The organism is Bordetella tumulicola, assembly GCF_965138755.1.
GTDB lineage: Bacteria > Pseudomonadota > Gammaproteobacteria > Burkholderiales > Burkholderiaceae_B > Bordetella_A > Bordetella_A tumulicola.
This window is the reverse complement of record NZ_CBCSFP010000014.1, coordinates 29233-48298: the sequence shown is the minus strand read 5'-3', so window position 1 is coordinate 48298 and position 19066 is coordinate 29233. Positions and strand designations below refer to the sequence as shown.

17 protein-coding genes are annotated in these 19066 nt (G+C 59.0%); 13 read left to right on the top strand and 4 right to left on the bottom strand.

Annotated features, from left to right (window positions below):
* Window positions 1–8: 8 nt before the first annotated feature.
* On the bottom strand, window positions 9–1775 hold the full coding sequence (locus ACNAZS_RS23890; protein ID WP_415793041.1) for a M61 family metallopeptidase: 1767 nt from the start codon (window positions 1773–1775) through the stop codon (window positions 9–11).
* A gap of 45 nt (window positions 1776–1820) precedes the next feature.
* On the opposite strand from ACNAZS_RS23890, the gene ACNAZS_RS23885 reads away from it, so the two are divergent.
* The 12 genes from ACNAZS_RS23885 (at window position 1821) to dld (ending at window position 13918) form a co-directional block, all read left to right on the top strand.
* On the top strand, window positions 1821–2597 hold the full coding sequence (locus ACNAZS_RS23885; protein WP_415793040.1) for an enoyl-CoA hydratase: 777 nt from the start codon (window positions 1821–1823) through the stop codon (window positions 2595–2597).
* 148 nt (window positions 2598–2745) lie between these two features.
* The gene (locus ACNAZS_RS23880) at window positions 2746–4314 is read left to right on the top strand and encodes a DUF1254 domain-containing protein (RefSeq protein ID WP_415793039.1); all 1569 of its coding nucleotides are present in this window, start codon (window positions 2746–2748) and stop codon (window positions 4312–4314) included.
* A gap of 176 nt (window positions 4315–4490) precedes the next feature.
* Window positions 4491–4931: an ATP synthase subunit I gene (locus ACNAZS_RS23875; protein WP_415793038.1), complete on the top strand. Its 441-nt coding sequence runs from the start codon at window positions 4491–4493 to the stop codon at window positions 4929–4931.
* Window positions 4932–4999: 68 nt separating this feature from the next.
* A complete protein-coding gene (gene atpB, locus ACNAZS_RS23870) occupies window positions 5000–5881 on the top strand; it encodes a F0F1 ATP synthase subunit A (RefSeq protein WP_415793037.1) in 882 nt (293 codons plus the stop codon).
* Window positions 5882–5996: 115 nt separating this feature from the next.
* The gene (atpE, locus tag ACNAZS_RS23865; protein ID WP_003815363.1) at window positions 5997–6239 is read left to right on the top strand and encodes a F0F1 ATP synthase subunit C; all 243 of its coding nucleotides are present in this window, start codon (window positions 5997–5999) and stop codon (window positions 6237–6239) included.
* Between the two features lie 149 nt (window positions 6240–6388).
* Window positions 6389–6859, top strand: coding sequence for a F0F1 ATP synthase subunit B (locus tag ACNAZS_RS23860; protein WP_415793036.1), 471 nt, complete (start codon window positions 6389–6391; stop codon window positions 6857–6859).
* A 12-nt stretch (window positions 6860–6871) separates the two neighbouring features.
* Window positions 6872–7411, top strand: coding sequence for a F0F1 ATP synthase subunit delta (locus ACNAZS_RS23855; RefSeq protein ID WP_415793035.1), 540 nt, complete (start codon window positions 6872–6874; stop codon window positions 7409–7411).
* A 39-nt stretch (window positions 7412–7450) separates the two neighbouring features.
* Window positions 7451–8992 carry a F0F1 ATP synthase subunit alpha gene (gene atpA / locus ACNAZS_RS23850; protein ID WP_415793034.1) on the top strand — a complete coding sequence of 514 codons (1542 nt, stop codon included), beginning with the start codon at window positions 7451–7453 and terminating at the stop codon, window positions 8990–8992.
* 100 nt (window positions 8993–9092) lie between these two features.
* Window positions 9093–9998 (top strand): F0F1 ATP synthase subunit gamma, encoded by a 906-nt coding sequence (atpG, locus tag ACNAZS_RS23845; protein WP_415793033.1) that lies wholly within the window; start codon window positions 9093–9095, stop codon window positions 9996–9998.
* A 43-nt stretch (window positions 9999–10041) separates the two neighbouring features.
* Complete coding sequence (atpD, locus tag ACNAZS_RS23840) at window positions 10042–11442, top strand: F0F1 ATP synthase subunit beta (protein ID WP_415793032.1); 1401 nt, start codon at window positions 10042–10044, stop codon at window positions 11440–11442.
* A 9-nt stretch (window positions 11443–11451) separates the two neighbouring features.
* On the top strand, window positions 11452–11877 hold the full coding sequence (locus tag ACNAZS_RS23835) for a F0F1 ATP synthase subunit epsilon (RefSeq protein ID WP_415793031.1): 426 nt from the start codon (window positions 11452–11454) through the stop codon (window positions 11875–11877).
* 295 nt (window positions 11878–12172) lie between these two features.
* Window positions 12173–13918, top strand: coding sequence for a D-lactate dehydrogenase (gene dld, locus ACNAZS_RS23830; protein WP_415793030.1), 1746 nt, complete (start codon window positions 12173–12175; stop codon window positions 13916–13918).
* Between the two features lie 60 nt (window positions 13919–13978).
* Here dld and ACNAZS_RS23825 read toward each other — a convergent pair whose 3' ends face one another.
* Window positions 13979–15454: a TPM domain-containing protein gene (locus ACNAZS_RS23825; RefSeq protein ID WP_415793029.1), complete on the bottom strand. Its 1476-nt coding sequence runs from the start codon at window positions 15452–15454 to the stop codon at window positions 13979–13981.
* A gap of 157 nt (window positions 15455–15611) precedes the next feature.
* The gene (paeA, locus tag ACNAZS_RS23820) at window positions 15612–16943 is read right to left on the bottom strand and encodes a polyamine export protein PaeA (protein ID WP_415793028.1); all 1332 of its coding nucleotides are present in this window, start codon (window positions 16941–16943) and stop codon (window positions 15612–15614) included.
* Window positions 16944–17244: 301 nt separating this feature from the next.
* Here paeA and ACNAZS_RS23815 point away from each other — a divergent pair, with 301 nt between their 5' ends.
* A complete protein-coding gene (locus tag ACNAZS_RS23815) occupies window positions 17245–18045 on the top strand; it encodes an IclR family transcriptional regulator (protein ID WP_415793027.1) in 801 nt (266 codons plus the stop codon).
* 30 nt (window positions 18046–18075) lie between these two features.
* Here ACNAZS_RS23815 and ACNAZS_RS23810 read toward each other — a convergent pair whose 3' ends face one another.
* Window positions 18076–19059 (bottom strand): Bug family tripartite tricarboxylate transporter substrate binding protein, encoded by a 984-nt coding sequence (locus ACNAZS_RS23810; RefSeq protein WP_415793026.1) that lies wholly within the window; start codon window positions 19057–19059, stop codon window positions 18076–18078.
* Window positions 19060–19066: the final 7 nt, after the last annotated feature.

Below are 19066 nucleotides of genomic sequence, written 5' to 3'. Positions count from 1 at the left end.
ACGGTGGCTTAACCTGCCGCCGTCAAGACACAGTCCAGCGGCGGGGGCGCCGATAGCCTGACCTGGAAAGCCCGCAATTCATCTCGCCGAAATACATGAACGGTGATGCGTTCTCCTGACCGGTACTGAGACAGCAGTTCCTCCAGGCCCGAGGGCGCATCGACGCGCAAACCGTCGATCGCGACCAGGACATCGCCTGCCGACAGGCCACCCTTGTGGCCCGCGCCGCCCTCGAACACCGACGCGAGCGCCAGTGTGTCGCCTTGCTTGCGCGTGCGTACGTCCAGCGACGGGATATTGAGCGCCGCTTTCCAGCTCAGTGCAATGCCATGCGGTTCGAGTAGCTCTGCCAGCGGTACGTCGGCGGTGCCGTAGGCATAGCGCGCAATAAAGCGGCGTGTGTCCACGCCCGTGGCTTCACGAATGAGTGCGGGTAATTCGTCTTCGGCCATGCCGTGGGGTTTGCCCTGGTAAAACGCACGGCCATAACGCTGCCATAGCAGTCGCATCACGTCGTCCAGCGAGCGCGTGCCCGCGCTGTCGCGTCGGATCAGCAGGTCAAGCCCCAGCGCCACCAGTGAGCCTTTGGTGTAGTAGCTGACCAGCGCATTGACTGAGTTTTCATCCTGCTTGTAATAGCGGGTCCAGGCATCGAAGGAACTCTCAGCAACCGATTGCTTGTGTCGTCCAGGCGATCGGGCGACGCCGGTGATGGTTTTGGCCAGCAGACGCAGATACGCGGGGCGTTCGATGACGCCCGAGCGCAGCAGCATCAGGTCGTCGTAGTACGACGTGAATCCCTCGAATACCCAGAGCAACCGGGTCAATCCGGGCTCTTGCAAGTCGTAGGGCGCAAAGGCGGCGGGTTTGATCCGCTTGACGTTCCAGGTATGAAAATACTCGTGGCTGACCAGCCCCAGGAACGTGCGATAACCCTCGCCCTGGCCTTGTTGGCCGAGCACGGGTAGATCCTTGCGCGAGGCCATCAGGGCCGTGCTGGCGCGGTGTTCCAGACCGCCATAACCATCGCCCACCACCATCGTCATGAACACGTAGCGATCGCTGCTGTCCAGAAACGGAGCGCGTTTGCCGCGGGGTTCGAAAAACGCAATCTGCGCCTCGCAAATACGGCGCGCGTCTTCCGTGATGCGCGCCAGATCCAGCTTCGGGATCACGCCGGTAAAGACGAGTTCGTGTTCGGCGCCATGAGCCGTGAAACGGGCCACCTGAGGGGTGCCCATTTCGACGGGATGGTCGATCAATGCGTCGTAATCGGGCGCGCGGTACAGGCCGAAACCGTGGCGTCGCGCCGCGCCGGCATGGCCGCGCGCTTCGGGCAGGCTGGTGTAGACCTTCCAGTTGGGGATGCCGCGCGGCGGTACCAGATCCAACAAGCAGGGCAGGTGATCCTGGCCTTGCACACGCAAGAAAACGCTGGTGCCGTTGAAAAAGCCATGGGTTTCGTCCACATGGGCGCCACGCACCGACAAGTCCCAGGCATAAACGGTGTAGTCCACCTGCAGGGGCCCCGCGCACGGCGCGGCTTGCCACGTATGGTTGTCGAGTTTGGCAACAGCTACGGATCGGCCGCCCGCGCGGGCGTGCAGGGTTTCGATCTGGCGCGAGAAATCGCGGATCAAATAGCTGCCCGGAATCCAGGCTGGCAGGGTGAGTCGCTGACCTGCCGGGTCGGGTTCCGGTATCGTCAGGGTAATCCGGTAGCGATGGCCGGCCGGGTCGTGAGGTTCCAGGCGGTAAATTACGGGTGTGTCCATTGCGTTATCTTACTTGTCTACGTTCATTTATCCAGGAGACATTCCATGAGCGAGTCGTTTGTATTGGTGGAGACCCGTGGCCGGGTCGGGTTGTTGACGTTGAACCGTCCCAAGGCGCTCAACGCGCTCAATGATCAACTGATGGATGAGTTGGGCGCGGCCCTGTTGGCCTTCGAGGCCGATGAGGGCATCGGCGCGATCGTGATCACCGGCAGCGAAAAGGCGTTTGCCGCGGGGGCGGACATCGGCGCCATGAAAGACTGGTCGTATATGGATGTCTACCGCAGCGACTACATCACGCGCAACTGGGAAACCCTCAAACGCATCCGCAAGCCCGTCATTGCCGCGGTCTCGGGCTATGCCCTGGGCGGCGGCTGCGAGTTGGCCATGATGTGCGACATCCTGATTGCGGCCGATACGGCCAAATTCGGTCAGCCGGAAATCAAACTGGGCGTCATTCCTGGCGCCGGCGGGACGCAACGCCTGCCGCGTGCCGTGGGCAAGGCCAAGGCCATGGATCTGGCGCTGACCGCCCGCATGATGGGCGCCGAGGAGGCCGAGCGCGCCGGGCTGGTGTCTCGTGTCGTACCCGCAGACAAACTGCTGGACGAGGCCATTGAGGCGGCGACGGTGATCGCGTCCATGTCGCTGCCTTCGGTGATGATGGCCAAAGAATGCGTGAACCGTGCATTCGAATCTTCATTGAACGAGGGCCTCTTGTTCGAGCGTCGCGTGTTCCATTCGCTGTTTGGCACCGAAGACCAGAAAGAGGGCATGGTTGCTTTCGTGGAAAAACGCCCGCCGGCCTTTAAGCATCGTTGATCATGCAGGACGCGGTTGCGGCCTGTAACGCTTGTGTTGCACATAGTTGCGGTGTCCGGGCCTATCCTGTTGAGGCGTGACGCCGAAGAGGTCATCCTCTGCCGAGGGTGACCGGCTCGTTTTCCAAGAACGAACAAGGAGCCCTCCCATGCCTGATCATTTCGTTTCCCTGCCCAAGTATTGGTCCAAAGCCATATTGGCCGGTGCGTTGAGCGCCGGTTTCGCCTGCGCTGCGCTGGCTCAGTCTCCGCAATCCTCATTGCGAATGGTGTCTCAATCACCGACCGCAGTCGCCGGCCCTGCCATTTCGGCAGTGGAGCTGCAAGACATTGCGGTTGATGCGTATCTCTATGCCTATCCTATGGTGTTGATGGAGGCCACGCGCCGTGCGTCGACTCAGGTGCAGACCTCGTTGGCGGGTCGCGCGCCGATGAATCAATTCGGCCATCGCACGGTCTTTCCCGAGCCGGGCGCGACGGATGTCGGCTGGCCTAGCGTGGATATGCTGTATTCCAGCCTTTGGTATGACGTGTCCCGCCAGCCGTTATTGGTCCGGGTGCCGGCTTCGGGCGGACGATACTATTCGCTGTCGTTGCTGGATATGTGGTCAGACGAATACGCCGCGCGCGGCACGCGCGTGACCGGCAATGGTGAGCAATCCTTCATGATTGTGGGTCCAAACTGGCAAGGTAACGCGCCATACGGAACGGACGTCGTGCGCAGTCCCACCGGTGTGGGATGGTTGCTGGCGCGCATCCAGACGGGCGGCGCGGCGGAGTATGGGGCGGTAAACACCTTTCAGGCCAGCATGACGGCTTCGCCCATGACGGCTCCCGCGCCCGCGCCGGCCTTAGTGACGCCGCCGCGCCGAGGCGCGGCCAAGCCCGCCACCTGGCCGCAGCAGCAAGCCCCAGGAATGGCCAATACGATGGGCGGCTCGTCGTCCATGCCCTATCGCTCGTCCATCACCTGGGACACGCAGGGCTCGCCGGGGCAGCAGGTGGCGGCCATGGATCCCGCCACGTTCTTCTCCGTGTTTGCAGAGTTGCTCCAGGTTAATCCGCCCCACGATAACGACAATGCCATTCTGTACCAGATGCGACGCATCGGTTTGGTCGGGCCGCAGCCCTTTTTCTATGATCGGCTCGATCCAGCCGTGCGGCAGGCATTGACCGATGCCCGACCCATCGCTGGGCGGCGCATTGCCGACACGGTGCATCGTTTGGGCACGCCCATGAATGGGTGGCGTTCGGTGCTGTCCGGTATTGGTACTTATGGCACCGACTACACGCGTCGCGCCGCCATCGCCTATGCGGGCCTGGGAGCCACCACGCCAAACGAAGCCATCTATCCGGTGACCGCGGTTGATGAGGATGGCCGACGTCTGGATAGCGGCAAAGACTACGTCTTGCACTTCGATAAAGCGCAATTGCCACCGGTCAACGCATCGTGGTCGCTGACCCTCTATAACGCCGACAATAACCTCGCCCCCAATGCCATGGGCCGGTATGGGCTGCGCAGCACCGATTCGCTGAAATACAACACCGATGGTTCGCTGGATATCTACATCCAGCGTGACAATCCGGGCTCCAACAAAACCGCCAACTGGCTGCCGACTCCCAACCAAGGTAATTACACTCTGAATATGCGTCTGTATTCACCGAAAGACCTGGCGCTGGACGGCGACTGGGCGCCGCCCCCAGTCGAAAGAGACTAACCCCTCGCCACCGCCNGNTTGTCGACGGCGGTGNTCGAACCCACTTGCTCTGTGATGATTTTCGATTTGCTAGGCTAGGGAAAAACCCGCTATACTCTACGGGTTTGACGCTTGCGGGATAACACGTGTGGTGAACCCACCGCGCACGTCTATACTTGCAAGAGCGGGGAAGTCTGATGCAACAAAGCCTGGGAAGTCTGGTAGACGAAAATCCGGTGCTTACTGATGCCGATCGCGCGGCATTGAATGCTCAGGCCTGCCGGGGGCTCTTGAGGGTATTGGTAGCGCAGGGGGCCATGGGGCTCGCGGCAGCGGCAATTGCGGGGATCATTGCAGGGACAGCGGCTGGTTGGTCAGCGTTGGCGGGGGCAGGGGCGTATTTCGTACCCAACGCATTATTTGCGTTGCGTCTGCTTGTCGGCGTGCTCAAATCCGGTCAGGCGAACCCTGTTGCGTTTTTCCTCGGCGAGATGGTCAAGCTGCTCATAACGGCATTGCTGTTGTGGCTGCTGGCGCATGTGGCACAGGGCTGGCTCGTGTGGCCTGCGGTGCTGCTGGGCCTGGTCTTCACGCTCAAGGGCTATCTCCTGCTGTTGATGTTCCGCAAGTTGTCGTAGTTGCTTAGAAATCATGCAAACGATCGGTTCGCAAGACCCGGTCACACAGCAAACAGGGTAGGGTTCAAATGGCAGCCGCCAGCGACATATCGCCTCAGTCCGCGTATATACAGCACCACTTGGTGCATCTGAACAATATTGGCGAGAAACAATCCGCCATTGCCCAATTCGAAGTCATCAACTATGACTCGATGTTCTGGTCCATCATGATGGGCCTGTGCACTATTCTCTTCCTGTGGATGGCTGCTCGTCGTGCGACGGCGGGTGTGCCGGGCCGGTTCCAGGCCTTTGTTGAAATGATCGTCGATATGGTCGACGAACAAGCCAAGGGCATCGTCCACAACGCCAAGAGCCGTGAATTCATCGCGCCGTTGGCACTCACCATATTTGTCTGGATTATCCTGATGAACGCGCTCGACCTGCTGCCGGTCGATCTGTTGCCGTCCATCTGGCGCTGGACGGGCCTGGGCGCCCACCACGGCGATATGATGTATTACCACCGCGTGCTTCCCACGGCCGACCTCAACGTGCCCATGGGCATGGCGGCGGGCGTGCTGCTGCTGATGTTTTACTACGGCATCAAGATCAAGCACCCAGGCGGTTTCGTCAAAGAACTCTTCACCGCGCCCTTTCACGCGCATGGTATCGGCGCGATCCTGCTGGCGCCTGCCAACCTGTTGCTCAACCTGATCGAGTACGCCGCCAAAGCGGTGTCGCTGGGCATGCGGTTGTTCGGCAACATGTTCGCCGGCGAACTGATATTCATGTTGATCGCCTTGCTGGGCGGTGCATGGACCGGTCTGAACGCCGCCAGCATCGGTTTTGGTATTGGTCACATACTGGCCGGTTCGGTGTGGGCCATCTTCCACATCCTGATCGTGTTGTTGCAGGCCTTCATCTTCATGATGCTGACGCTGGTTTACCTCGGCCAGGCACACGAAGGGCATTGACCCCGTTTTCCTGGCACGGGTGATTTGCCCGGGCCGGGGCGCAAGATCTTCTTGCATTTCAAGCAGTATCCGTTTTCTTACAATTTGACTTCAGATTTCTAACCAAGGAGTTGTCATGACCAACGTCGCTTTCGTTGCTCTCGCTTGCGGTCTTATCATCGGTTTGGGTGCTATCGGCGCTTGCATCGGCATCGCATTGATGGGCGGCAAATACCTGGAAGCTTCGGCTCGTCAGCCTGAACTGATGAACGCGCTGCAAACCAAGATGTTCCTGTTGGCTGGCCTGATCGACGCGGCGTTCCTGATCGGTGTGGGTATCGCCATGCTGTTCGCTTTCGCCAACCCGTTCGTCGGCTAAGTCCCGCGAATCATGGCAACGCCCGCTGCTACGGTATGCGGGCCTGACGCCGGCGGTAGTGGAATCCCTCCGCTGCAGGTCGGCAAAGTATCGAGTGCTCCGCGACGCCAACAGTGCGCCCGGAGCCGCAAGGTGTTAAAGGAACGACCGTGAATCTGAACGCGACGATCTTTTTCCAGATGCTCGTGTTCTTCGTTCTGGGTTGGTTCACGATGAAATTCGTGTGGCCCCCCCTGACGAAGGCGATGGACGAGCGCCGCCAAAAAATCGCCGACGGCCTAGCCGCCGCCGAGAAGGGCAAGGCCGATTTGGCCCAAGCCCAAGCGCGCGTCAGTCTGATCGAGGCTTCTGCCAAGTCCGAAAACCATGCCCGCATCATCGAGGCCGAAAAACAAGCCGCCTCCCTGATCGAGCAAGCCCGCCGCGAAGCTGAAGCTGAGCGCGCGCGCATTGTCGCCCAGGCGGCGCAAGATGCCGCGCAGGAAGTCCAGCGTGCCCGTGACGAGTTGCGCGATGATGTCGCCGCGCTGGCAGTCAAGGGTGCTGAACAGATCCTCAAGCGCGAGGTTGACGCCCGCGCCCACGCCGAGCTGCTGACCCAGCTCAAGGCGCAGCTTTAATCCGGGAACGCCATGGCTGAACTTTCCACTGTCGCCAGGCCCTACGCGGAAGCGCTTTTTAGCGCCGCACGCGATGACAAGGCCGGCTTGCCGGTCTGGGCCGACCTGATCGGCGAGCTGGCCCAGGTGGCCGACAACACCGACGTGCGCGAAGCAATGTCCGATCCTCGATTGGGCGATGCACAGCGTGTCGAGTTGTTTACTGGCTTGATCAAAACGCCGTTGCCTCAGGCGGTTCGCAATTTTGTCGAACTGCTGGTGGCTAACGACCGACTGCTGTTGCTGCCCATCATTGCCAAGCAATTCGTGACGCTGAAAAATCGCCACGAAGGCACGGCACAGGCGGAAATTACCAGTGCGTTCGAACTCAGCGATGCCCAGATCAAAGAACTGGTCGATGCGCTCGAAATCAAGTTTGGTCTCAAGCTAAGTCCCACCGTCATCGTCGACAAGTCGCTTATCGGCGGCGTGCGCGTGGCGGTCGGTGACCAAGTGCTCGATACTTCCGTACAAGCCCAATTGGCCCGCTTGCGGGATACGCTGGCCGCCTGACGCGCGCACGGCCAGATAAACAGGATTCCAGGAGTCAATATGCAACTCAATCCCTCCGAGATCAGCGAACTGCTCAAGAGCCGCATCGAGGGCCTGGGCGCTTCGGCTGACATTCGTACCCAGGGCACCGTGGTGTCCGTGACCGACGGTATTACCCGTGTTCACGGTCTGTCCGACGTGATGCAGGGCGAAATGCTCGAGTTTCCCAACAACGTCTTCGGCGTGGCGCTCAACCTCGAGCGCGACTCTGTCGGCGCCGTGATTCTGGGCGACTACACCGGTGTGTCCGAAGGTGACCAGGTCAAGACGACCGGCCGCATTCTCGAAGTCCCCGTCGGTCCCGAACTGAAAGGCCGTGTGGTCAACACCTTGGGTGTACCCATCGACGGCAAGGGCCCGATCGACGCCAAAGAAACCGACATCATCGAAAAAGTGGCGCCCGGCGTGATCGCCCGCCGCTCGGTGTCGCAACCGCTGCAAACCGGTATCAAGGCTATCGATTCCATGGTGCCTATCGGTCGCGGCCAGCGCGAACTGATCATCGGTGACCGTCAAACCGGCAAGACCGCGGTTGCGGTCGACACCATCATCAGCCAAAAGGGCAAGGGCGTTACCTGCGTATACGTCGCCATTGGCCAAAAGGCATCGACCATCAACAACGTGGTGCGCAAGCTCGAAGAGCACGGCGCCATGGAATACACGATCGTTGTGGTGGCGACGGCTTCTGACTCGGCCGCTATGCAGTACCTGGCCGCGTACGCCGGTTGCACCATGGGCGAATACTTCCGCGATCGTGGCGAAGACGCGCTGATCGTTTATGACGATCTGACCAAGCAAGCCTGGGCCTATCGCCAAGTCTCGCTGTTGCTGCGTCGCCCTCCCGGCCGTGAAGCCTACCCGGGTGATGTGTTCTACCTGCACTCGCGCCTGCTCGAACGCGCCGCGCGTGTGAACGAAGACTACGTCGAAAAATTCACCAACGGCGCCGTCAAGGGCAAGACCGGCTCGCTCACCGCGCTGCCGATCATCGAAACCCAGGCAGGCGACGTATCGGCTTTCGTGCCGACCAACGTGATCTCGATTACCGACGGCCAGATCTTCCTGGAAACCGACCTGTTCAACGCTGGTGTGCGTCCCGCTATCAACGCAGGTATCTCGGTGTCGCGTGTGGGTGGTGCTGCTCAGACCAAGGTCATCAAGAAGCTCTCCGGCGGTATTCGTACCGACTTGGCTCAGTACCGTGAATTGGCCGCCTTCGCGCAGTTCGCTTCCGACCTCGACGACGCAACCCGTCGCCAGCTCGAACGCGGCAAGCGCGTGGTCGAACTGCTCAAGCAGCCGCAATACCAGCCGCTGCAAGTGTGGGAATTGGCCGTCACGCTGTACACGGTCAACAATGGCTACCTGGACGAGGTGGACGTGGCTCAGGTTCTGGCCTTCGAAAAATCGCTCAAGGATCAACTCAAGTCCAAGCATGCCAGCCTGATCCAGCGCATCGAAGACACCAAAGAACTGTCCAAGGACGACGAAGCCGAATTGGCCGCCGCCATCCAGGATTTCAAGAAGCACGGTGCTTTTTAAGGCAATGTCTGGCGTAGTGGCGGGGTTCATCCCCGCCCTACGGTAGGGCGGGGACGAGCCCCGGCCGCATCCCGCCAAGCCGTTACAACAGGAAAGCGCAATGCCCGGAATCAAGGAAATCCGAACCAAGATCAAGAGCGTGCAAAACACGCGCAAGATCACCAAGGCCATGGAAATGGTCGCTGCATCCAAAATGCGCAAGGCGCAGGAACGGATGCGCGCGGGCCGTCCGTACGCTACCAAGGTGCGTGAAATTGCTGCGCACTTGATGCAGGCCAATCCCGAATATAGCCACCCGTACCTGGTCGAACGCGAAGTCAAAGCGGTCGGTGTGGTGCTGGTGACGACCGACAAAGGGCTGTGCGGTGGTTTGAACACCAACATCAGCCGTGTCACGCTGGCCAAGCTCAAAGAATTCGAGCAGAACGGTATCTCCGTGCAAACCACTGCCTTTGGCAACAAGGGTCTGGGTTTGTTGACGCGTATCGGCGCCAAGCTGGTCTCCAACGAAGTGCAGTTGGGTGACAAGCCCGATCTCGACCGTCTGTTGGGCGCGATCAAGGTGCAGTTGGATGCCTATCTGAATGGTCAGATCGATGCTCTATACGTGGCATCCACCCGTTTCGTGAACACCATGAGGCAAGAGCCGGTGTTCCTGCGTTTGTTGCCGTTGGCCAGTGGCCTGGATGATCCCTTCCAGTCGGGCGCTGAAACCTTGGGAGCTCTTTCCGAGGTCAAATCGAACTACAGCTGGGACTACATCTACGAACCCGATGCCAAGGGCGTGATTGACGATCTGCTGCAGCGTTACGTCGAAGGTCTGTTGTACCAGGCCGTAGCTGAAAACATGGCTTCGGAGCAGTCGGCCCGGATGGTGGCCATGAAGTCCGCTTCGGACAACGCGAAAAAGGTTATTGGCGAATTGCAACTGGTCTACAACAAGACCCGTCAGGCGGCGATCACCAAGGAAATTTCGGAAATCGTAGGGGGCGCGGCTGCCGTTTAAGCAGCTTGTATCCCGTCAAAAAGCTATCAAGCAAGGAATCGACATGAGCAACGGAACCATCGTTCAGTGCATCGGCGCCGTGGTGGATATTCAGTTCCCCCGCGATAAGATGCCCAAGATTTACGAAGCGCTTACTCTGGACGACGATACGTCGAAGTTCGCCGAAAAGGGTTTGACGCTGGAAGTGCAGCAACAGTTGGGCGACGGCGTGGTGCGTACCATCGCCATGGGCTCCAGCGATGGCCTGCGCCGCGGGATGAAAGTCGTAGGTACCGGCGGGCCCATCTCGGTGCCTGTGGGTCACGGCACACTGGGTCGCATCATGGACGTGCTGGGTCGTCCCATCGACGAAGCCGGTCCCATCCAATCCGAAGAAAAACGCGCGATTCACCAGGCGGCTCCTCGTTTCGACGAGCTGTCGCCTTCGGTCGAACTGCTCGAAACCGGCATCAAGGTGATTGACTTGGTCTGCCCGTTCGCCAAGGGCGGTAAGGTCGGTCTGTTCGGCGGCGCCGGTGTGGGCAAGACCGTCAACATGATGGAACTCATCAACAACATCGCCAAGCAGCACAGCGGTTTGTCGGTGTTTGCCGGTGTGGGCGAGCGTACCCGCGAAGGCAACGACTTCTACCACGAAATGGAAGAGTCGAACGTTCTGGACAAGGTCGCCATGGTGTTCGGTCAGATGAACGAGCCCCCGGGCAACCGTCTGCGCGTGGCACTGACCGGTCTGACCATGGCCGAGAAATTTCGCGACGAAGGCCGCGACATTCTGTTCTTCGTCGACAACATCTACCGTTACACCCTGGCCGGTACCGAAGTGTCGGCACTGCTGGGTCGTATGCCGTCGGCCGTGGGTTACCAACCGACGCTGGCCGAAGAAATGGGCGTGCTGCAAGAGCGCATCACCTCGACCAAGACCGGTTCGATCACCTCGATCCAGGCCGTGTACGTGCCTGCGGATGACTTGACCGATCCGTCGCCTGCCACGACCTTCCAGCATTTGGACTCCACCGTGGTGTTGTCGCGCGACATCGCTGCACTGGGGATCTACCCCGCCGTGGACCCGCTGGATTCGTCCAGCCGTCAGCTCGATCCGCAAGTCGTGGGTGAAGAGCACTACAGCGTGGCCCGTGGCGTGCAACAAACGCTGCAGCGCTACAAAGAATTGCGCGACATTATCGCGATTCTGGGTATGGACGAACTGTCGCCCGATGACAAGCAGGCCGTGGCGCGCGCGCGTAAGATTCAGCGCTTCTTGTCACAGCCTTTCCACGTGGCCGAAGTGTTTACCGGTTCGCCTGGCAAGTACGTGCCGCTGGCCGAAACCATCCGTGGTTTCAAGATGATCGTCGAAGGTGGCTGCGATGCGCTGCCCGAGCAGGCTTTCTACATGGTCGGCACCATCGACGAAGCCTTCGAGAAGGCCAAGAAACTGCAATAAGGATCTGATATGGCTACCCTGCAAGTGGATGTCGTCAGTGCAGAAGAAGCGATCTTCGCCGGTGAGGCGAAGTTCGTGGCCTTGCCTGGCGAAGCGGGTGAACTGGGCATTCTGCCCGGCCACACCCCGCTGATTTCGCGCATACGCCCTGGTACGGTCAAAATCGTCCGTCCCGATGGTGCCGAGGAAAACATCTTCGTCGCTGGGGGCATTTTGGAAGTGCAGCCGGGCATGGTGACGGTGTTGGCCGATACGGCCATCCGCGCTGCCGACCTGGACGAAGCCCGCGCCCTGGCTGCGCGCGAAAAGGCCGAAGAGGCCCTGCGCAACGCCAAGGACAAGGCCGATATCGCCGTCGTCGAAGCCGAGCTCGCCATGTTGGCAGCCCAGGCGGTGGCGGCGCGTCGACTACGCCAGACCCGCGGTACGCATTAAGCACGCCTTCAGTATCGAGGTGCACGCTCAAGCACAAAGGCAGCTACGGCTGCCTTTGTGCTTTGTGCCTTTTGTAAAAGCATTCCCGCCGAGCAAGTAACGGCCCTTGAGATTCGTCTGATTCAGAGACAACATTTCACATCAAAATCCCTCACCCCTTTGGATAGCGGTCTACGGATGTCATGTCTATCATTAACCTTTGGATAGACACGGGTGGGCGTTGCACGTGGATGCTTGTACATCGCGCAGTACCATAACCTACTCAACCAACAAGACGCAGAGAGCGAGACAGCCGATGCCTGACGCCATATTGCCGCCGACCGCGTTGCAGCAAACTCCCGAGGTGCGCCGGCGTTTGTTGGCTTCGCTCAGCAAAATCGCAGGGCCATCGCATTTGATCACCGACGAGCGTGCGATGCGTCGTTATTGCACAGGCTTTCGTTTTGGCAGGGGCAGGGCGCTGGCCGTCGTGCGTCCTGGCTCGTTGGTCGAGCAATGGAAGGCCCTGGCCGAATGTGTCGCGGCCGGCGTGGCGGTGATCGCACAGGCATCCAACACCGGCCTGACTGGCGGATCTACCCCTCATGGCGACGACTATGACCGCGACATCGTCATCATCAGCACCAACCGGATCAAAGCGGTGCACGTGATCGACGACGGTCGACAAGTCGTTTGCTTGCCGGGTTCGACACTGGATCAGCTCGAACGTCTGCTCAAGCCGCTCGGGCGCGAGCCGCACTCGGTCATCGGGTCGTCGTGTATCGGGGCGTCGGTGATTGGGGGTGTTTGCAATAACTCGGGCGGCTCTCTCGTCAATCGCGGACCGGCATATACCGAAATGGCGCTTTATGGCGCGGTCGATGCGGCGGGAAAGCTGCACTTGGTGAATCATCTCGGTATCGAGTTAGGCGACGATCCCGAGGCCATACTGGCCAAGCTTGAGCGCCGAGATTTCGCGGATCAGGATATTGTCCGTGATGCTGGGGCCGCCTCGGATCATGGCTATGCCCGACACGTGCGTGATATCGATGCATCCACGCCCGCTCGATACAATGCGGATCCCTTGCGGTTGCGCGAGGCATCCGGCTCTGCCGGCAAGGTCATGGTCTTTGCCGTCAGGCTCGACACCTTTCCCGCCGCATCCGGCGCCAAGGTGTTCTATATCGGTACCAACGATACGAGCGTGCTGACGGACATTCGTCGTCACGCGCTCGGCAGTTTCGAGCATCTGCCTATCGCCGGGGAATACCTGCATCGCGATGCCTTTGATGTCGCTGCGCGCTATGGCAAGGATCTGTTCTGGATCATCGAACATTTCGGCACGGATCGTCTGCCCGCATTTTTCAATCTGAAAAATCGCTGCGACGCATTTTTTGAGCGTGCGGGATTTTTACCGGCGAACGTGAGCGATCGCTTGATGCAGGTCGCAAGCCGACTGTTGCCCAATCACCTGCCGGCGCGTCTGATGTCGTATCGCAATGAGTACGAGCATCACTTGATGTTGAAAATCCCGGCCGAGGGCGTAGCGCAAGCCCGCGCGTATTTGGCCGAGTATTTTGCACAAGGCCGTGGCGGCTACTTCGAGTGCACCGAAGAAGAAGGCAAGAAAGCATTCCTGCACCGCTTTGCCGCGGCCAGCGCGGCGGTTCGCTATCGTGCGGTACACGGCGCCACCGTCGAGGACATCGTGGCACTCGACATTGCGTTGCGACGCGATGATCGCGATTGGTTCGAGCAACTGCCAGCCAAGTTCGATGATGCCATCGAGATGAAGCTGTACTACGGCCATTTTCTGTGCCACGTTTTTCATCAGGACTACATCATCCGCAAAGGCCACGATTGCATGGCAATCGAGCATGAAATGCTGGAACTGCTGGACACTCGGGGCGCCGAATACCCAGCCGAGCACAACGTCGGTCATTTGTATCAGGCCAAGCCGCAGCTACAGGATTTTTATAAGAAGCTGGATCCGTGCAACTGCTTTAACCCGGGGATTGGCTTTATGTCCAAGTTTGCCGGGTATCGGGAGCAGGGCGAATAATCCGCACAGTGCGGCAATGCGCGATTGTGATTGTGCCCGGAGAGGCGATCGATGGGTGAGCTACCAGCGTCCGCCGGCGCCACCGCCGCCACTGGAGCCGCCGCCAAAACTCCCACTAGAGGAGCTGCTTCCGCCCCCGCTGCTGCTGCTTCCCCCACTCGAGCCTCCTCCACTGGAGTGGCTCCTTCTCAACATGGCGAGCGTAATCATGCCAAGCGATGTTTTATAGTCGCAGAACGCGCAGCTTTGAATGCGTTCCCCCTTTCCAGTTGCCAAGTACGTGGGGCGCTTCACGACTTTGATTTCCGGTTTTCTCAGGGTTTGTCCACGACATTCCGGGCAGACACTGAATGCCTTGGCTCTTCTGCCCACGAAGCTACTTAGGTGTATGGCGCCTGTTTCTGTGTTGCGCCATATCTCATAGGACTTGGACCCGAGCTTTTCCTCCTGACGCTGTAGCGTGGTCAGACGGGCCTTTAATTCTTTCAATTTGAGCGCATCCCGATTCAGGCGTGACCAGTGACCGGTGGTATCGGGCGGGATCCCTCGCAAGCGGGCGAGTCGGATTTTTTTCACAAATCCGATGTACGCGAAGTACGATAACGGCGACAGGAGCAAGGGCAAGAAGCATAGGATGACGAGTGATACTCGCATATCCAGTGCCGTCTTTTTGTCTTGGGTACTGCGATCAAGGAGCGCGGCGCTTTCGTAATAGTGAAAGAACAGTATCAGAGAGCCAAGCGCCGCGACAAAATACGGCAGGTTTCTGAACTGGTAGGCCTGCTCGAGGATGTCAAAAATAAGAAAGATGAATAGGCTAACAAAGAGCAGAAATAAAAAGCCGAAGTAGGCATACCAGAAGGGGCGTCCCCGGTATTGGCTTCCTTTGATGTTAAATCTCTTCAGCACGCGTTTACGCGCGAGGGTGATCCATATGAATGCGATGGCAAACAGGATCACCACAAAGCCGATTTGCTCGATCGTCTCGGCATGCCGGTTCCAGAAGGTTGGCTCGTAGGCCTGTAGCCCCGATAGTTCCAGTTTGTGCTCAGGGGACAGGAATACGCTCTCGACGACTTTGGCCGTCGCTAATACGGCCATATCCGTGTTGCCGACCCGCATATAGGGGACGAGATAGGTCTCGCCGATACGTTTCAACAAGGCGTCGGGAAATATCCCCTCTACGCCATAGCCGGTAATAAATCGGTATTCGTGCCGGTCCATCGCCAGAAACAGCAGCAGGCCATTGTTGGCGCCCTGTTTACCGATACCCCAATGATTAAAGAGATCCAGCGCAAACGTGAAATCGCTATCACCTTGGTAGGTATCGACCACGACGATGGCGAACTCACTACCGTTGTTCTGCTCAATCGCTGCGCTGATCGCATCCAGCTGCGCCACGGTATCGCTGCGTAAGATGCCGTTCGGGTTGCTGACGTAATGGGCCTCTCCCCCATCCTTTGGGTTCGGAACCGATTCGACCGTATATTGCGCCCAGGCGTTGATACTCAGCACCATGCCGATGAGCGCGGACACCAGAAGAAGGAGGTTTCTAGGCATGAGGCGGCGGGGCGCGGTCTGTCATGACAGGGTGATCATATCGCGACGACTGATGAGAAATTGTGTAAGTTAAAACTGACGATTTATGCAAAAAATGGCTGATTTGCAAGTTATAACTGACAAATTTTCCTGATTAATCTGGTAGCTGACTCGCCGCGGCAGCAGCCGTGGGCGTTGGCGCCGCGCTGCGGGTGACCAGTACCTGATCCACTCGGTAGGTGTCCACGTCCATCACCTCGAACTGGTAGCCTCCCAGGGTGACGATGTCGGTGCGGCGTGGCACCCGGCGTAGCGCATCCATCAGAAAACCCGCGAGCGTTTCGTATTCTTCGCCGTCCAGGTGTTCTTCGATTCCCAGCACGCGGCCCACGTCCTGGATGGGCGTGGCGCCGTCGATCAGCCAAGAGTTATCATCGCGTTGAATGATGAAGTCTTCATCGCCCGGTGATACCAACTCGCCCATCACCGTGCTCATGACGTCGTTGAGCGTGACGAGTCCGACCATCAGGCTGTATTCGTTGACGATCATGGCGAAGTCTTCGCCTACCTGCCGGAACTGTTCCAGCACTTCGGCCAGGGTGAGGCGGTCGGGTACCACCAGGGCTTTGTGAATGAGCTTGGTGTCGGTCAACGCGATCGATTGGCCATTGAGCAGCCGCTGGTATAGGTCGCGGGTGTTGACATAGCCCACGACATGATCGATATCGCCCTGGCAGACGGGATAGGTGGAAAAGGGTTCTTCGGCGATACGCGCGCGGATGATGTCTTCGGGATCATCCTGCAGGAACCAGGCGATGCGGTCGCGCTGCGTCATCGCACTGGACACCGTGCGTGTATTCAGTTCGAAGATGTTCTCGATGATGCGCTGCTCGCCGCGCGCCAGCACACCCGAGCGTGTGCCGGCCTCGGCCAGGGCAAGAATATCGTCCGAGGTAATGCGCTCGTCGCGCCGTGTCGGCAGCCGCAGCAGACGCATGAGTTGATCGGCGCTGCGCGAATACACCCAGACCAGCGGCGAAAAAATTCGCACCAGCACGCGCATGGGTCCGATCACGCGCAAGGCGAACTTTTCGGGCTCAGCCATGCCTGCCTGTTTGGGAATGAGATCCGTCAGGATGATGAACAGCGAGGTCACCAGCACGAACGAACCGACAAAGCCCAGCGACGCGGACAAATCAGGGGACAGCCACTTGCCCAGGAAACGCGTAAAGGTGGGGCTGAAGATGCCTTCGCCCACGATCCCGCCCAGGATGGCCAGCGCGTTGACGCCAATCTGGATGGCGGTGAAGTAATGGCCGGGCTGCTGCTGTACGCGCAAGACTTCCTCTGCCCGCGCATCGCCGTCCTCGGCGAGCTGCCGCAGGCGCAGGCGGCGCGACGCGGCGATGGAAATCTCGGCAATAGAGAAGAACGCCGCCGCGATCAGCAGCGCCAGTAGCAACAATAAATTTTGGCCAAGTGTCATCAATGAGGACGCCGGTGGTTTGAACCAGCAGAGTGGAGCATTTATTGATTCTACTCTGTGGCTTTGCTTGGGAACTGGGAAGCCTCTTTCGTGGCAACGATGCCATATACTGCAGACGCTGCCGGCATACCACTCATATACGCAAGAAGCGTCGTTCACTACGCCTAAAGGAGGACACTTAACGTTATGCAGACTCGTCTTGCCTCCAGGCATATGCTACGTAACGCCTAGCTTGTAATGATGATGTTTTGGCTCAGCGCCAGCACCCGTGCTGCGGCTACGGGCGACGTATAATTACAAGATGACTGGAAAAGGTAGCCATCCCGAGTTTGTGACCGCGCTTGCTCGCGGACTGGATGTCATTCAGGCGTTTTCCAGCGCAATGCCCGAAATGACGCTCAGCGAAATCGCTGGGCGCACCGGGCTCAGCCCGGCCACCGTTCGGCGCTCGCTGCTTACCCTGGCCGAGCTGGGTTATGTACGTCAGCATGGCCGCCGTTTCGTCCTGACGGCCAAAGTATTGCAGCTGGGTTCTGCCTTCGTCGAGTCAATGAATCTGAATGAGGTCGCGCAAATTTATTTGCAAGAACTCGTCGACACCTTCCACGATGCTTCGTCGCTGACGACGCTGGATGGCAACGATGTGGTCTACATCGTACACATTCCGAGCAACCGCCCGGCGCGGCTGCGGCAGTATGTAGGTGCACGTATGCCGGCGCACGCCGCATCCACGGGCTATGTGCTGCTGGCTCACCAGAGCGAACATCAGCGCGCCGCTTATCTATCGCAAGCACCATTTCCCGCCTTCACGCCAAGCACGCCGATAACGGCCGAAGCACTGCAAGCGCGTTTCGACGAGGTCTTGAAAAGCGGCTATGGCATTGCTCAGGATGCAATAGCGTTCGGTTCGATCGCTATTGCCGTACCTGTGCGAGACCATCATGGGCGCGTGGTGGCGGCTATAAATTGCTCTGCCGATTCCACGCGTACTGACAGGGAAACCCTGATACGCACCCGGCTGCCGGCGCTGCTGCGGGCCTCCGATCAGATCAGCCACCAGCTTGCACGCTACCCCGCCCTGACGCTGTCAGTACAAGCCTGACGGCGTGAAGGCGAGATGGCAGAAGGCATCTTAGTCTATAGAAATATTGGCCATTTCGGCGATCTTCTTGGTGCGTTCAATCTCGACTGACATTCTTTGCTTGAACTGGTCGGGCGTCAGCTTCAAGGGAATTGTGCCCTGCGCGATCAGGTCTTTCCTGAAATCTGGTTTGTCCAGCACTTCGGACAGAGACCTATTGAGCTTGTCGACCACCGCGTCAGGGGTCCCTGCGGGAGCCAGAAAACCATACCAAGCACCGATATTCAGCTCGGGGTAGCCGGCTTCGGTGAACGTGGGCACATCGGGTAGCAGAGGCGAACGCTCTTCTCCCGACAGAGCCAACACTTTGACCTTGCCAGCCTTGAGGTGGCCCTGTATCGTGGCCATGGCCGGAAAGGTGAACAAGACTTGGCCGCCGATCACGTCGATCACGGCGGGCGATGAACCTCGATACGGCGCGTGCGTCACTTTGGAATCGGTCACCTGGTTATACATTTCGCCCATCAGGTGCGCCTGACTGCCTACGCCGAATGAGCCGTAAGCTGGCTTGTCAGTGTCAGCCTTGATATAGGCGGCCAGTTCCTTTATGGAATTGGCTGGTGTGGCGGACGATACTACCAGGCCTAGTGTCAAGTCGCATACCGTACCGACGGGCCTGAATTCCTTGTCGATGTCGTAGCTCAACGACTTGAACAGCGCGGGGTTCAAGACGAACGTGGTGTCGTTCGTAAAGAGCAGCGTATAGCCGTCCGCGTCCGCGTGAGCCACCTGGGTCGCGGCAATACTCGTGTTGCCACCTGTCTTGTTTTCTATGACCACCGGTTGGCCCAGATTTTCAGACAACTGCTTGCCTATCATGCGGGCGAGGATGTCTGTTGCGCCGCCAGGCGCGTAGGGCACCACCACGCGGATGGGTTTGTCGGGGTAAGTGGTGGTGGCCATCGCCGCGCCGCATAGTGCAGCGGTGAACGTGCCCACAATCAATGCTTTGTTCAAGCTACGTAGTCGAGTCATGATGAGT

What these genes read in the sequence shown, in the direction of transcription:
- ACNAZS_RS23890 (WP_415793041.1), bottom strand. Translation starts at nt 1,775, where the DNA reads ATGGACACACCCGTAATTTACCGCCTGGAACCTCACGACCCGGCCGGC.
- ACNAZS_RS23885 (WP_415793040.1), top strand. Translation starts at nt 1,821, where the DNA reads ATGAGCGAGTCGTTTGTATTGGTGGAGACCCGTGGCCGGGTCGGGTTG.
- ACNAZS_RS23880 (WP_415793039.1), top strand. Translation starts at nt 2,746, where the DNA reads ATGCCTGATCATTTCGTTTCCCTGCCCAAGTATTGGTCCAAAGCCATA.
- ACNAZS_RS23875 (WP_415793038.1), top strand. Translation starts at nt 4,491, where the DNA reads ATGCAACAAAGCCTGGGAAGTCTGGTAGACGAAAATCCGGTGCTTACT.
- atpB (WP_415793037.1), top strand. Translation starts at nt 5,000, where the DNA reads ATGGCAGCCGCCAGCGACATATCGCCTCAGTCCGCGTATATACAGCAC.
- atpE (WP_003815363.1), top strand. Translation starts at nt 5,997, where the DNA reads ATGACCAACGTCGCTTTCGTTGCTCTCGCTTGCGGTCTTATCATCGGT.
- ACNAZS_RS23855 (WP_415793035.1), top strand. Translation starts at nt 6,872, where the DNA reads ATGGCTGAACTTTCCACTGTCGCCAGGCCCTACGCGGAAGCGCTTTTT.
- atpA (WP_415793034.1), top strand. Translation starts at nt 7,451, where the DNA reads ATGCAACTCAATCCCTCCGAGATCAGCGAACTGCTCAAGAGCCGCATC.
- atpG (WP_415793033.1), top strand. Translation starts at nt 9,093, where the DNA reads ATGCCCGGAATCAAGGAAATCCGAACCAAGATCAAGAGCGTGCAAAAC.
- atpD (WP_415793032.1), top strand. Translation starts at nt 10,042, where the DNA reads ATGAGCAACGGAACCATCGTTCAGTGCATCGGCGCCGTGGTGGATATT.
- ACNAZS_RS23835 (WP_415793031.1), top strand. Translation starts at nt 11,452, where the DNA reads ATGGCTACCCTGCAAGTGGATGTCGTCAGTGCAGAAGAAGCGATCTTC.
- dld (WP_415793030.1), top strand. Translation starts at nt 12,173, where the DNA reads ATGCCTGACGCCATATTGCCGCCGACCGCGTTGCAGCAAACTCCCGAG.
- paeA (WP_415793028.1), bottom strand. Translation starts at nt 16,943, where the DNA reads ATGACACTTGGCCAAAATTTATTGTTGCTACTGGCGCTGCTGATCGCG.
- ACNAZS_RS23815 (WP_415793027.1), top strand. Translation starts at nt 17,245, where the DNA reads ATGACTGGAAAAGGTAGCCATCCCGAGTTTGTGACCGCGCTTGCTCGC.
- ACNAZS_RS23810 (WP_415793026.1), bottom strand. Translation starts at nt 19,059, where the DNA reads ATGACTCGACTACGTAGCTTGAACAAAGCATTGATTGTGGGCACGTTC.